This window comes from Chryseobacterium sp. FR048 (assembly GCF_056844665.1).
The window spans coordinates 92,650-107,915 of the sequence record NZ_JBXDSE010000008.1 but is presented as its reverse complement, the minus strand read 5'-3'; the positions used below and the strand labels follow the sequence as shown (position 1 = coordinate 107,915).

Below are 15,266 nucleotides of genomic sequence, written 5' to 3'. Positions count from 1 at the left end.
CTAAAAATGAGGTTTTATAAATTTATCTGCGTACTGTTTACGGGAATTGGGGTCACTAATTTTTATGGACAATCAAAAATAAGCTGCGATCTGGTAGGAATTTCAAACATCGCATTTGAGAAAAATCCTACGATAAAAAGAAGCGCTTATTCTATAAAAAGTGCAGAAGCTGATTTTCAGATTCAAAGAAGTGTCTTTGATGTCAATTTATTCTCAGAAGTAGCTGTAAAAACCAATCGGTATACACTTTTTGCTGAAGACCCGAGAAACCAGTTCATGGATAAAGTTTTAAAAACCAATACCCTGGATTTTTCCGCAGGATTGCGAAAAAGATTGCGAACAGGGCAGATAACAGATATAAGTTTAAAATATGGTTTTAATAATAATAACTTTCCTTATGACAGCTTTAATCAATATGTTGGGGCTTTCTGGGGGAACCATGTAAGCTCTGTCAATCTTTCATTGACACAGCCTTTATTAAGAGGGAGAGGAAAAGATGTAACGACAATATCAGAAAGAATCTCTCAACTTTATATAGAAAATTCCAGAAGCAGCAATGAGTTTACCAACTCAAACACTATTCTGCAGATCGGTCAGGCATATTGGAACTATTACCTGGCCTATAAAAGCCTTGAAATCTATAAACAAAACGAAGGCCGGGTAAGAAATGTTTTGGATGTTACCAAAGAACTCATCAAAGCAGATAAAAAACCGGCCGGAGATTTGGCTCAGGTCAATGCAGATTTGGCCAATCAGGAAAAGTTTACGGCGTTGGCCGAACAGAACCTGTACGAGGCAAGGATCAATTTGGGAAGAGCAATAGGATTAAGCAATGAAGAAAGCTTGCAATTGGATCTTCCTGCCAATGACTTTCCTACCATTCCCGAATCAGAATACAGATCCGGTCTTGATAAAATGGCTTTTATCAGAATAGCAAAAGAAAAAAGAAGTGATCTGAAAGCCGTTGGAAAGATTTCCGATGCTTTGGAAATGCAGTACAGGCTGGCAGAAAACAATACAAAACCTCAGTTGGATCTTACGGGTTTTGTTTTCTATGGAAGCGCTATTGCAGGAAATGGAATTGACAAAACCTTTTCATCATTTACCAATAATGAAGGAAGAAATCTTGGTGCCGGGGCTAAACTTACCTTTACCTTCCCTGTCAACAACAATTTAGCAAAGGGAAATTATGCCAAAGATCTGGCTTCTTTGAATGATCAGAAAATCTCAAACGAAAACCTTCAGCGAAATATAGAGCTGAATATAAGCAATGCCATCAATAAACTGGATAACAGTGTGATTGTTCTGGAAAGAGCAAAAGAAGCATTGGATTCTTATAAAGATGCCTTTAACAATGAACAGATAAAACTTCAGTCAGGGCTCACAACAATCCTGAATGTGATTTTATTCCAGGAAAGACTTACTTCCTCAGAGCTTGAATATCTGCAGGCTTACCAACAGTTTGCCAATGCAATTATCAGTCTGAGACATGAAACAGGAACACTAATCTCTCAGGGAGATAAAGGATTTACCCTCAATCAGAATGTATTTTATACCATTCCAAACATCGCTAATTATTAAATACAAAAATTATGTCAGCAGGTTTTTTTAGAAAGTCAGCATTAGAAAAACTTTCTACTCCGGAAAAATTAGATCAGTTAATAAAAGTTACGGGACCAAAGGCATGGATAGCCCTTTTTACTGTCTTCATCGCATTGGGAACAGGAATTTGCTGGGCTGTATTTGGTACTGTAAAAACGAAGCTTAACGCAATAGGAGTTGTGCTTGGAGGAGAGGTTCATGAGGTGGTTGCGACCTCTCAGGGACAACTTATCAAGCTGCATATCGCTATTGGAGATAAAGTAAAAAAAGGAGATGTTATTGCTACTATTCAGCAGCCGGAACTCTATCAGCAGATAGAAGATGCAAAAGCAGTATTGTCTGACAGGAAATTTGAAATGGGCAAACTAATGGCTTACGGAAGTCAAGGAAACCAGTTGGAAGGAAAGCTGATCGACCAAAACAGAGTCAGTATTCAGGGAGAAATAGAATCAGAAAAGAAAAAGCTGGCGTTTCTTTACAATCAATTGGAGTCTGAAAATAACCTGCTTAGCAAAGGCCTTATTATAAAATCACAGGTGGCAGGAACAAAACAGCAGATAGATGCTTCAAAAAATACGATTGAGAGATTAAAAGGACAAATGGTACAGGCCTCCAGCCAGCAGCATAATCTGGGTTTTGATCTTCAGCAGAAGATTACCTTACAGAATCAGCGTATCTCTGAGGCAGAAAGAAATCTTCAGTTCCTTTCAGAAAGATATGAAACACAAAACAAAATAAAAAGTCCGTATGATGGAGAAGTGGTGGAAGTTCTTACCGATGCCGGAGTGGTAGTGGGAGCTGGAACACCATTATTCAAATTAAAAAATATAGGGACAGAAAAACTTGCGGGGCTTAAAGGAGTCCTTTATATCCCGTCTCAGGATGGTAAAAAAATAAAGAAGGGAATGGAAGCTTTTGTTGTTCCTTCCACAGTACAGCCTCAGGAATTCGGTTTTATAGAAGGAAAAGTTACCTATGTTTCTGACTTCCCGATTACCCAACAGGGGATGATGACTTCTGTGAAAAATGATCAGCTGGCTAAAGGTTTACTAGCTTCAGGACCCTTATTTGAAGTTCATGTAGAATTTGAAAAAGATCCCAAGTCTTACAGTGGTTATAAATGGACCTCTGCCAAAGGACCGAATGTTTCTATAAAAGAAGGAACTTCCTGCAGCGGTAAAATTACGATCAATCAGGAACCTCCTGCTACGATTGTAGTTCCGGCGTTTAAAAAATTCTTTGACTTATACTAATAACCGGATTTGAGAGATGGAAAAGACTGCAAATTTTGTAATAGACAAGAAGGTAAAGCTTGTGAAAGTTCCTACCGTTTTACAGATGGAGAGTGTAGAATGTGGGGCCGCTTCATTGAGCATTATTTTAGGATACTTTGGTAAGTTCGTTCCTTTGGAAAAACTCAGAATTGCTTGTGGAGTTTCCCGGGATGGGCTCAAGGCGACCAACATCATCAAAGCAGCAAAAGAATTCGGGCTGGATGCAAAAGGCTATGCCAAGTCTATTGAAAAGCTGATGCAGGTTCAGACCCCAGCCATTATTTTCTGGAACTTTAATCACTTTTTGGTTTTAGAAGGATTTACAAAAAATAAAGTGTACCTGAGTGATCCCGCACAGGGAAGATACCAGGTTACCCATCAGGAATTTGATGATGCTTATACCGGTGTGGTTCTTACCTTTAACCCTACCGAAAGTTTTGAAAAAGGAAATGAAAAAAGAGGGCTGATGTCTTCTTTGGCAGAAAGAGTTTCCAACTCCAAATTAAGCGTTATTTACCTGATATTGGCCAGTCTTTTCCTGGTTATTCCGGGGCTGGTTATTCCATCATTTATCAAAATATTTATAGACAAATATCTCGTTAATGGCTATTCAGGCTTTGTGATGCCGTTACTGCTTGTCATGGGAGCCGTTTTGCTGGTCAACTCAGCATTGGTCTATATCCAGCAGTATTATCTGTTGAAACTTGAAACAAAATTGGCCCTTACCACTTCCAGTAAATTTCTCTGGCATGTATTTCATTTACCAATTGCGTTTTTTACCCAGCGTTACAGTGGTGAAATAGGCAACAGGGTTTCACTTAATGATAAAGTAGCCAAGCTGTTAAGTGGAGATCTTGCCAATGCTGCACTCAATGTAATAGTAGTTATTTTCTATGCTTTTCTGATGTTTTCCTATGATGTTCCTCTGACCTTAATAGGCATATTGATGGCAGGGATTAACGTTGTCGCTTTAAGATATGTTTCCACAGCAAGAAAAGATGGTAACAGACGCTTAAGCAATGAGAACGGAAAACTTCTGGGAACTACCACTTCAGGAATCAGCATGATAGAAACCCTGAAAGCTTCAGGAAGAGAAAACGATTTCTTTACCAACTGGATCGGCTATCTTGCTAAGGTAACCAATGCTCAACAGGAGCTGGGATGGTTAACCGTTCGCCTTAATGCAATACCTCCATTGGTTACTTCACTCACGACAACATTAATTTTAGGAGTCGGAGCATTGAGAATCATGGATGGAGAGATGACCCTCGGAGCATTGGTGGCTTTTACCTATCTCATGAGTAATTTCATTTCTCCAGTCAATCAACTGATCTCGGTGGGAACGATGCTGCACGAAACAGAAAGTGATATGAACAGAATTGATGACGTGATGAATTATGAGCAGGATGATCAGTTTCTGAAAAAAGAGGATGAAAATAAAACCGTTAAAGAAGAAAGCAATAGCAAACTGGTAGGGTATTTTGAAATGCAGGATGTCACATTTGGATATAATACAACAATGCCGGCGCTGATAGAAAACTTCAACCTGAAACTGAAGCCGGGAAGCCGGGTTGCTTTGGTAGGCGGATCCGGAAGTGGAAAATCTACAGTAGCTAAAATTGCTTCCGGTTTATACAAACCCTGGAAAGGAGAAATCTTACTAGACGGTAAAAATAGAGAAGATATACCAAGAAATGTTATTACAGAATCTTTAGCAGTAATCGATCAGGAAGTTCTTATTTTCAACGGAACCATCAAAGAAAACATTGCTTTCTGGGATGCTACGATTTCTGACAAAAGTATCATTCAGTCTGCGAGAGATGCCGCAATCCATGATGTAATTGCCGCAAGGAACGATGCTTATGACAGCTCCGTACTGGAAGGAGGCTCTAATTTTAGTGGAGGACAGCGCCAGCGTTTGGAGATTGCAAGAGCCCTGGCTACCAACCCATCTATCCTGGTTATGGACGAAGCAACCAGCGCATTAGATCCTACAGCTGAAAAAACGGTAATGGACAACATTAAAAAAAGAGGTTGTACCTGCCTGATTGTAGCACATAGACTAAGTACCATTATAGATTGTGATGAAATCATCGTAATGGAATATGGAAAAATAGTAGAAAGAGGAACCCATCAGGACCTGATGAAACTCAACGGAGTGTATTCCAAACTAATTGAAACTAAATAAAACTAAATGCCATGCCCGTAAAAGAAAAGATATACATCAATGTTGAGAATCCTTTTACCCTGAATGATACAGACAATTTTTGGATGGTACTTTCAGGAGAGGTGAATGTGTTTTATACTAAAGTTGATGAAACCGGCAATTACCTGATTCCTCTGAAACATTTCTATACCGTACAGAAAGGAGAAATATTATTTAGTCTTCGAACGGAGAATGACAATGAAAATACAAGGCTTATTGCATTCTCCAATGATGCAAAACTTCTGACGATAGATAAAAGTAAACTTCTTGAGATGGATCATTTCTTTTTAAAGAATATGATGGATCGATGGATTTCCAAAACAACCTCCGTTGTCTGCAACAATAACAGTCCGAGAGTCTATACAGTACTGGATGATTATAAGGTAACGAAAATAGAAAAAGATACCATTGCTTTCCCGTCAAGCGGAATCAACTGGGTACATATTTTAAAAGGAGAGGTCAGCATTTATGCAGAAAGCACTCCTATTAGCTTTGACAAACTTCCGGGCTTCCTTACGCCGGTATCTAATAAGTTGTGGATCAAATCCCTCAGCAGCGATACAGAAGTAAAAGTATTAAGTACAAGAGAAGTGCTTCAGGATGACATCTACTTTTTGCTTTCATTAAAAAAGCTGGAAGAACATTTTTATCACCAGCTGAATGCTATGATCGCAGTTTATAAATCTGAAGAAACTAAACATTTCCAGGAAAAACGGGTAATAGAAGAAGAAGGGATCAGAAATACTTTACAAAAGATCAGATCTATTGTTGCGGGTAATGATGAACATGTTCAGGCAGAAACCTCTGGCTTTACCGGAAAGAAAAATATTCTTTTCTCTACCTGTGAGCTCATAGGAGAACAATCCGGGTTCAAAATGGATCAGCCGAAGCATATAGAATCTTATGAAAACAGTGTCACCAATCAGTTATATGCGATAGCCAAAAGTTCCAGAATACGGATCCGTAGAATTATTCTGAGAGGAACATGGTGGAAAGAAGAAAACGGGCATCTGCTGGCATTTACAAAAAAAGATAAGACGCCTGTTGCCCTATTGCAGACAAAATCTGATACCTATACCCTAAAAGACCTGTCAACAGGAATAGAATCACGAATCAACAGTGAGATCGCAGAGACATTAGAACCTATCGGGTATATGTTTCTTTCCGGATTTGACGGGAAAATGTCCTCTGTAAAAAAAGTGGCAGGCTTTGCCATGAAAGGAATAAAGAAAGACGCAAGAGTATTGATTCTGGCAGCCTTAGCAGGTAGTTTGATCGGATTGCTGGTTCCTATATTATCAGGAATGATGTATGACGACGTTATTCCTACAGCAGACAGATCGCTTCATGTAGAAGTCTTCGGTATTTTGATTATGATAGGACTGGTAACGGCCGGGTTACATCTGGCACAGGGAGTACTGCAGCTGAGAGTGGAAACCAAATCCAGTATCAATCTGCAGGCCGGTGTTATGGATCATATGTTGAGATTACCGGTTACTTTCTATAAAAGATACAGTGCGGGAGATCTTACAAACAGAGTGTTGAGTATTAATGCAATACGTCAGATCGTTTCGAGTACATTGATGACGGCAGTATTGAGTGGAGCATTTTCTTTTGTGAACCTTATCCTTCTCTTTTATTATGATTCCAAACTAGCCTGGATGGGAGTTGGATTAGGCCTCATTGCTGTAATCTTCATGGTGACCGTAGGTTGGCTAAAGCTGAGATTTGACAGGCAGGTTGCTGAATACCAAGGGAAATTACAGGGATTTCTGTTTGAGTTTCTATCAGGAATTTCCAAAATAAGAATAACAGGAGGTGAAAGAAGAGTTTTTGCGCTTTGGGCAGATCAGTTTTCAAAATTGAAAAAATTAGGGTTCAGCTCAGGAAGCTACCAGAACTTTGTGGAAACGTTTAATGCTTCTTATCCTCTTCTGACCAGCATATTCTTCTTTTCCTTTCTTTATTATACAGTACTTAATTCTGATACCGCTACTACGATGCTTACTGTTGGAGCCTTTATGGCATTCATTACAGCATTTAATCAGTTTCTGAATGACAGTTTAAGGTTGAGTATGGCTTTGATCACCTCTCTCAACGTGATTACTTTATATGAAAGAGTAAAACCGATTCTGGATGAAGAAACTGAGTCTGCAGAGCAGAGCGTAGATCCGGGAGAACTGGCAGGAGATATTGAAATGAACTCTGTTTCTTTCAGATACAATCCGGATCAGCCTTTAGTTTTGAATAATGTTACCTTTAAAATCAAACCGGGCGAAATGGTTGCCTTTGTAGGTGCCTCCGGTTCAGGAAAATCCACGATCATGAGATTGCTTTTAGGATTCGAGCATCCCGAAGTAGGGTCTATTTATTTCGATGGGGATTCTTTTGATTCGATGAATAAAGAACTTGTAAGAAGGCAGATAGGGGTAGTACTGCAAAACGGCTCTCTGATGGCCGGAAGTATCTACCAGAACATTGTCGGAAACTCTGAACTGACCCTGGATGACGCCTGGGAAGCTGCCCGAATGGCAGGAATGGAAGAAGATATAAAACAAATGCCTATGGAAATGCATACGGTGGTGAGTGAAGGAGCCGGAACATTTTCCGGAGGACAGAGACAGAGACTGATGATTGCACGGGCTATTGTTCATAAACCGAGATTGTTATTCATGGATGAAGCTACCAGTGCGCTGGATAACAGAACGCAGAACATTGTTTCAGAAAGTTTAGACAAACTTCAGGCAACCCGTATTATCATTGCCCATAGGCTGAGCACGATCAAAAATGCAGACCGCATCTATGTAATGGATAAAGGAACTATTGTAGAAACAGGAACTTATGATGAGCTTATGGAGCTGGATGGGCTGTTTTCACAATTGGCAAAACGCCAGATTGCTTAATATTAAGACTCAACAATAATGGGAGTGAAAAATAACGGGGAATTTAAAATTCCACTGGAACTTGAATCATATTTAAAAAATAAATTTTCTTCAGAAGGTATTACGGCAATACCCTCTGGAGAAAATTTTTATATAGACTTTTGGAAAAAGGGCATGGAGACACAGAACCTGCATCCATTTCAACTTCTAAAGGACTTTTATCCTCAACTGTATTTTCCTATACAGCTGGAAATCAACAAAACTGAAGATTATATGAGTGCCGTTCTGAAAGGAAAAGATACTTATGAGAACCTGCAGGAATATCTGCAATTGAATGATACAGATGGAATTGGCATCAGGATATACGAAAGTATTATCGGAGAAATTCCTGTCATATCAGTAGATGACAGCAGAGATTTTACCATCATTGTACAAAGTTTCCTCCATAAAAATAATCCTGTTGAGGTCCCTCAATCCATGGGAGCTTTCCTTGCAAACGGAATCAATAACTGGGCAAGAATTCATGCCCTGAAAAAACAATGGACTACCACACATCCTTTCGGAAACTGGAATGAGGAATTTTCTAAGAATATTCTACCTCATCCTGATCTGTATAAAGACAAGATCATTGTATTGAGCACAAAACCTTATAGCAATGTTCCTGCAGACCAACTGGGGCTTTCAGATGATGAATGGAAAGCCTATTCGTACACAATCAGGCTTGAACATGAATGTACCCATCTGTATACCTTAAAAACATATGGAAGTGCATCCAATAATCTGCATGATGAGCTTATTGCAGACTATATCGGAATAGCCAAAGCTTCCGGGAAGTATCATAAAGAATGGATGCTTCTGTTTATGGGGCTGGAAAACTATCCGGAATACAGACAGGGTGCCAGATTACAGAATTACCTGGACAATATGCAGCTGTCTGAAGAGAACTTCCAACAGCTTATCAATATCATTAAAAACGCGATTGATTCCATTGCCTGGTTTGATAACGAATTAGGCTCTATACGGTCTGATAAAGATCAGATAAAGCGTATAGAAACTCTTTGCGAAACAGACCTTATCGACATAGCCTCCGAAAGAGGAGGCTATATCTTGTTGACAAAGTATAATGAAAAGGTTTTAAACAACTGATATTTTGTCAGTTAACAGTTGTAAGATAAAAATCGGGAAATTTCTTTACCGGTTGTTGGGTGGCGATATTGAATGCTATTTTTACACAACTTGCTGCTGCCAGAAAAGATGCGATTGATAATTGTGGTGGGGGAAGCTGTTTGTTTTCCTGAAGATATTGCTCAATAACATCTTCCAGCCATTTTTGTGGATTTCCCCAGTATCTCATGTGGCTTGACACATATTGTACAACACTTACTTCATTAAACTTTTCCTCGGCTTTCTGTAGAGAGTCCAGACCAATGCTTTCACTGATTACCATAACCAATGCTCCCCAGCCCAGATTGTAAGGGTGAAGAACAGGAATATTCTTTTCCTGGCATATCTTGTCAAAAACAATAGGAATATCACTTGAGAAATCCAAAGCATTGATTGCAATATCATGTTCACCAATAATCTCCGATACATTGTCTTTATTGATAAACTCACTGTGAAAGCGGATATTGGCATTGGGATTAATGCTTTTCAGGCGATGGTATAAAGTTTCCGCCTTATAAGAAGAAACATCCTGGTAAGTATAGTTTTGTCTGTTCAGATTAGATAATTCGATGGTATCACCATCTACTAAAGTAATATTTTCAAAACCAAAACGTAAGGCACATTCGGCAATATTACTTCCGATGCCACATCCGGCAAGTAAAATAGAAAAATCTTTTATGATATTCTGCTCTTCTTCTTTTACATACAATCTGTTTCGGGAATACTGCTCTTCCATGGCTTATATTTTAAAACAAAAATAGAAGTATGCAAAAGAATTATGGCTACACAAAAGTTTAGTTTTGAACCGAATATTGAAAATAAGAAAGGAGAAATAGATCAGTTCTTGCGGTAATAGCTCGGTCCCATACCTACTTCATTTTTAAAGGCAACACTGAAAGACGATGGTGAGGCATAGCCCAGATGATAGGCAATTTCTTTAATAGAGAAATCAGAATTTTTCAGCAGATAAAGCGCTTCTTTCATCCTCAGTTTAGAAGCATAGTGAAAGACACCGTCCCCAAATAATTCTTTAAATCCGTTTTTTAATTTAAACTCATTGATCCCGAATTTCAAAGAAAGCTGCTCAATTGTGTAAAATGATTTCAGGTTTCCCTCTATAAACTCTTTAATTTCCATGAGTTTATGGATCTCAGCAGTGCTGATGGAGGCTTTATTTTTTACCGAAGGATCTTCGCCCTCATTTTTTGCAAATTCAAAGATGAGTAATAAAAGATTCAGAACCCTGCTTTTAATATAATAATCCCTGTAAAAACCTTCAAGCTTGCATTTCTTGATCTCCAGAAGGATACTCATCATCTGCGGAGTGATCGGAAGCCCATCCGGAAAAAGATGAGCCGTTTTTTCCTGATCGATTGTATGGATAAAATTTTGTAAAACATGGCTGTCCGCTGCCAACTGATGAAAATAATCTCTAGACACATAAATATCCAGATTTTTATAACAAATTCCCTTTTGAAAGTAAATTTCAACCTCAGCATTCCCCGGAGTGAAATAAATATAATGATGGAATAGCTTATATTCACCTTCTTTACCATTTACAGAATCTCGGATAACATCTGCGCCGTCAAGGAAAAAGGCAAGTTCTATATATTGGGCTTCTTCTGTTTGGAACTTCATCGTGTACTCTTTATCGTAGGTAGATCTGTATTCCTTTATAAGAAACTCATCCCCTTTATACAGACTAAGGGTCTCAAATGTTCCCAGATCATTGATAAACGTTTCAGGTATGCCATAGTGATGATCTTCCGCAAAGAAGTCCAAAATCTGTTTCGTTATTGTATGTTCCGGTACCGTTTCTCCCAAAATCTAAAGTATTAATCCCAAGCTCAAAAGTTTTTCCTGTCAGCAAACTTTAATTTTGCCACCGTAAATTTAATTAAACTAATTCTAAATAACAATCTATGAATAAGAATAGGTTTCTTTTCCCGGCATTACTTTTTCCTGCTATGATGTGGGCACAAAGCACAACACAGATCACAGGAAAAGTTTTTAATGCTCAGAAACAGCCATTGAAATCTGTAAAAGTGATCCTGAATAACGGAGAGGCAGAAACAGTTACTGACGAAAACGGAGTCTACAGATTCAATAATATCCCGGCGGGAAACTACGTCATGAAGGTAGATGATCCGGAAGTGGTGAAAACCTATTCTTTTACCCTGAAAGAAAATGAGAGCATCAATCATGATTTTACCCAGGTGACAAACTCTTATCAGATTGTTGAGGTAAACGTTACGGCCAACAGGAAAACCATACCTTCTTCCACCTTAAGATTGGGTGAAAATCTGCTGGTTACCCCTCAGAATATCCAGGTGATCGATCAGCGGCTGCTGAATGATCAGCAGATTCTGACCACCGCAGAAGGACTCAGCCGGAATGTAAGTGGAGTACGTACGATTACCCATCAGGAAGAAGGAAGTGTGGGAATTGCTGTTCGTGGGTTTTCAGCATCCAACCTTCGGAATGGGATGGATGTAAGCGGAAGCTTTGGCCCGCTCCGGGAAGATATGGCTTTCGTAGACAGAGTAGAGTTTGTAAAAGGCCCTGCAGGCTTTATGATGGGAAATACCCAGCCGGGAGGATTCTATAATATTGTGACCAAAAAACCGGTAGGAAGAGAAAAAGGAAACGTTCAGCTTACCATTGGAAGCAATAGTCTTTTCCGTGCAGCAGCAGATATTGAAAAAAAACTGAGCAAGGATGGCAAATTCTGGGGAAGACTCAATCTGATGGGAACCAAGAAAGGCTCTTTCCAGCAATATGTAGAACATGAGCAATATGTCATCAATCCGTCTTTCAAGTATATTGCTTCAGAGAATACCAATGTTACCTTAGAATATATTCTGTCTCAGAATAATTTTCAGGGCGGCTTTGCCAAATATGTATACGGCATCGATGGTTTCCGTGAACTGAAAAGATCATTTACGTTTTCTGATCCTATTATGAATCCTACCCGTTCATGGGAACATAATATCTACGGAACCATTAATCATAATTTTAATGATAACTGGCTTATGACGGGGCAATTCGGCTATATCCGTTCCCAGATGCAAGGGGAGTCTCTTTATGCAAAATACAATAGCATTGCTTTGACAGACAATCCGGTGACAGGAAGGAAAAAAGGAGATGTAGACCGTGGGATCAGTATTAATGATGCTTTAAATACCTCTACAATTGGACAAGTATTTACCCGTGGGAAATTCTCAACAGGAAATATCAATCATAATATCCTGGCAGGGATTGATATGGGAAAAAAATTCTACGTGGCCGACTGGTCTGTGCTTCCACAGAATGTAGGTCCGGTATTTAATATTTATAATCCGGTGTATGGCAACCTGAAAAAAACAGACATTCCGGGGTACGACCGTTCCCAGTCACTCAGAGAGCGTGGGGCAAATTATCTTACGGATTATTCCTATACCTCATTCCATTTGCAGGATGAAGCCCGCTTTCTGGATGATAAACTGAGAGTGGCTGCAGGTTTCCGTTATACATCGACTTCTAAAACGAGTGCGGCAGATAAAGGAGCTGAGGTAAAAAATACCGCTGTGACTCCAAGAGCCAGTATCACAGGTTTGCTGACCCCTACTTTTACCGTGTACGGGTTATATGATGAAACGTTTCAGGAGCAGACAGGAAAACTGATCAATGGAAGTACGGCAGATCCGTCTTTTGGGAAGAACACAGAATTCGGATTGAAGAAAACCTGGTTCAATGGGCAACTGATGACCAACCTTACTTTTTATTACCTCACCAAAACCAATATGCTTACCTCGGCAGGCATCGATTATCCGGGACTTTTTGAGCAGTCAGGGAAAAGTGTTTCCAAAGGAATTGAATTTGATCTGAATGGAAGCATCAGCAAAAACTGGAGTATTCTCTTCAATTACGCCTATACTGACGCCAGAGTAACTGAAGATAACGACCCGAAGAAAATAGGAGGGATGCTGTATGGCACGGCAAAACATATTACCAATGCATGGATCAAATACACAATTGCCGGAGGAGATCTTGAAGGGCTGGGCTTCTCTCTTGGCTATGAATATCAGGCAAAACGGGCGGCGTGGCCTGTGGTAAATGACCATCCTTATCTTCCGGATGATTATTTTACTCTTGATTTGGGAGTTTCCTACAAACGGGACAATTACCAGATCTCTTTTCTGGTGAATAACCTTACAGACCGATATAATTATGTTGGCTTTTATCCGGGAGCATGGGGCTATACCCATTATGGGTGGAGAGCGACCAATCCGATCAATTTCAGACTGAATCTTTCATATAATTTTTAAATGATTACCAGGAAAACCAACGTTAAGAAGAAAAGCAGGAGAAGCTTATTCTACAGGATCTCGGCCTGGCTGCATTTGTGGCTGGGTCTGGGTTCCGGGGTTATTGTAGTCATTATCTGCCTTACAGGGATCACATGGTCCTTTCGTGATGAAATTAAAGACTGGGTTGATCCTGAACTGAAGGTTGAATTCATTGAAGGAAGAGCCATGACTAATCCTGCCGAACTTTACCAGATTGCTAAAAAACTTTATCCTGAGCAGGAGATTTCTTTTGTTTGGCGTCCAGCCGGGAAAGCAGCTATGATAGGGTTTGGTAAAAGAAATCCGGGATATGTGCTTTATCTTCATCCATATACAGGTGAAGTGCTCCGAAAACCTGGTTTTAAAGAAGAATTTGATTTCTTCGAATGGACGTTAAGAGGACACCGCTTCCTGTGGCTTCCTTCTGAAATCGGACGTCCAATCATCAATTATTCTACATTTATATTTTTTATCACCCTTTTAACAGGCTTGGTGCTGTGGTGGCCCAAAAAATGGACAAAAGCCATGCGGAAACAGAGTTTTTCTGTAAAATGGGATGCCAAGATCAAAAGATTGAATTACGACCTGCACAATGTTTTCGGGTTTTATGCTTTAATCGTTCTTTTAGTCATAGCAATGACTGGTATGTATTACGGCTTACCATGGTTTAATAAGTTTCTTTACTTTACAACCTCTTTGGGTAAAACTGAAAAAGCAGAACGCCAGGAACTGAAAAATATATCGCCATATCTGCCGGATAAATTACCGGAATCTATGCTTCTCGCCTGGGAAGATGCAATAGACCGGATAGACGCCAAAGGATATTATCTTTCTGTTCCAAAAGATTCTACGGAAACGATCGGCTTATATTTATATCCGTCCCACCGCCGGTTTCATGATTTGCAAAGTTTCAGCTATGACAGGAATACTGGGGTCAGACTTTCTAACGGTTCCCCGTATAATAGATCATTTGAACAGGCAGATTTTGCGACTAAAGTTCAGAAACTGAATTATGACCTTCACGTAGGTTCCGCAATTGGAGGGATCTGGGGAAGGGTTTTATACTTTTTTATTACCATTGTAGGGGCTTCACTTCCCATTACAGGTTTTCTGGTGTGGTGGTTCAAGAAAAAGAAAAAAGGAGTGTGAGCTCCTTTTTTTATTTGTTTGTAGTCTTTCTTTCCAGTTGTTCCAGTCTTTCAAAAATACCTGCAAAAATATTTTTCTCAGCAGTGGAAACATAGCCTACCACTTTGTAAATCTGCTGTGTTTTTGATTTTGTTGAGTGATTATCAGGCAGATGTTGAAGGGTTTCGTCGGTGTATAACAATAATGTATTGTGGCTTTCTGTTGTAAGATCTGCCTTATTCAGAAATACAATATCCCCGTATTGGTATTGTGGTAAAAGAGGTTTATCAGCGGTAAACTCATACACCAGATCTACCGATGCTAATATTTTTTGCAATATAGCAGCGTTGGGGGTATCTTTTTCCTGATCTGCTTTTGCTTCTTTAGTGTTTTGAATGGCCAGTTCCGGGAAAAGCATGAGCTGATCAATGTCAGAAACACTCACTAACTGATTTACCTGCAGGGTTTCTGTCAGTAATTTGTCAAGATTAAGGTTAAAATGATTGGCAACCTTTAATATCGTCTCGATTTTCGGTTCGGCACGTCCTTCTTCATAAGAGCTTATCACACCTCTGTTCAGATCAAACAGGTCTGCAAAAGCCTTCTGGCTCAGTCCTTTCACCTGTCTTATTTTCTTAATATTAGTTCCAAAGAAGCTCATCTTGTCTAATCTTTTTTGCAA

Annotated in this window: 10 protein-coding genes; 7 read left to right on the top strand and 3 right to left on the bottom strand. The window is 39.4% G+C overall.

Translation table 11 applies throughout. From position 1 onward, the window contains the following. Positions 1-6 precede the first annotated feature (6 nt). From AC106K_RS20915 to AC106K_RS20895, 5 genes are read left to right on the top strand one after another with little or no spacing between them, the layout of a single operon-like run. Positions 7-1,581: a TolC family protein gene (locus AC106K_RS20915; RefSeq protein WP_482447383.1), complete on the top strand. Its 1,575-nt coding sequence runs from the start codon at positions 7-9 to the stop codon at positions 1,579-1,581. 11 nt (positions 1,582-1,592) lie between these two features. Next, positions 1,593-2,855 (top strand): NHLP bacteriocin system secretion protein, encoded by a 1,263-nt coding sequence (locus AC106K_RS20910; protein WP_047099524.1) that lies wholly within the window; start codon positions 1,593-1,595, stop codon positions 2,853-2,855. A gap of 16 nt (positions 2,856-2,871) precedes the next feature. Further along, positions 2,872-5,064, top strand: a complete 2,193-nt coding sequence (locus AC106K_RS20905; RefSeq protein ID WP_482447382.1) for an NHLP family bacteriocin export ABC transporter peptidase/permease/ATPase subunit — start codon at positions 2,872-2,874, stop codon at positions 5,062-5,064. 11 nt (positions 5,065-5,075) lie between these two features. Next, positions 5,076-7,985, top strand: coding sequence for an NHLP bacteriocin export ABC transporter permease/ATPase subunit (locus AC106K_RS20900; RefSeq protein WP_482447381.1), 2,910 nt, complete (start codon positions 5,076-5,078; stop codon positions 7,983-7,985). Between the two features lie 18 nt (positions 7,986-8,003). Beyond that, on the top strand, positions 8,004-9,110 hold the full coding sequence (locus tag AC106K_RS20895; protein ID WP_482447380.1) for a DUF7005 family protein: 1,107 nt from the start codon (positions 8,004-8,006) through the stop codon (positions 9,108-9,110). 7 nt (positions 9,111-9,117) lie between these two features. On the opposite strand, the gene AC106K_RS20890 is transcribed toward AC106K_RS20895, so the two are convergent. Together AC106K_RS20890 and AC106K_RS20885 are read right to left on the bottom strand one after the other, a co-directional pair. Next, positions 9,118-9,864, bottom strand: a complete 747-nt coding sequence (locus AC106K_RS20890) for a ThiF family adenylyltransferase (RefSeq protein WP_482447379.1) — start codon at positions 9,862-9,864, stop codon at positions 9,118-9,120. 101 nt (positions 9,865-9,965) lie between these two features. Then, entirely contained in the window at positions 9,966-10,952 is a 987-nt protein-coding gene (locus tag AC106K_RS20885) for a helix-turn-helix transcriptional regulator (protein WP_482447378.1), read from the bottom strand. Positions 10,953-11,050: 98 nt separating this feature from the next. Between AC106K_RS20885 and AC106K_RS20880 the strand changes: the two genes are divergently transcribed. Then, the gene (locus AC106K_RS20880; protein WP_482447376.1) at positions 11,051-13,435 is read left to right on the top strand and encodes a TonB-dependent siderophore receptor; all 2,385 of its coding nucleotides are present in this window, start codon (positions 11,051-11,053) and stop codon (positions 13,433-13,435) included. Beyond that, positions 13,436-14,605, top strand: coding sequence for a PepSY-associated TM helix domain-containing protein (locus AC106K_RS20875; protein WP_482447375.1), 1,170 nt, complete (start codon positions 13,436-13,438; stop codon positions 14,603-14,605). 10 nt (positions 14,606-14,615) lie between these two features. Here AC106K_RS20875 and AC106K_RS20870 read toward each other — a convergent pair whose 3' ends face one another. Continuing rightward, positions 14,616-15,245, bottom strand: a complete 630-nt coding sequence (locus AC106K_RS20870; RefSeq protein ID WP_482447374.1) for a helix-turn-helix domain-containing protein — start codon at positions 15,243-15,245, stop codon at positions 14,616-14,618. Positions 15,246-15,266: the final 21 nt, after the last annotated feature.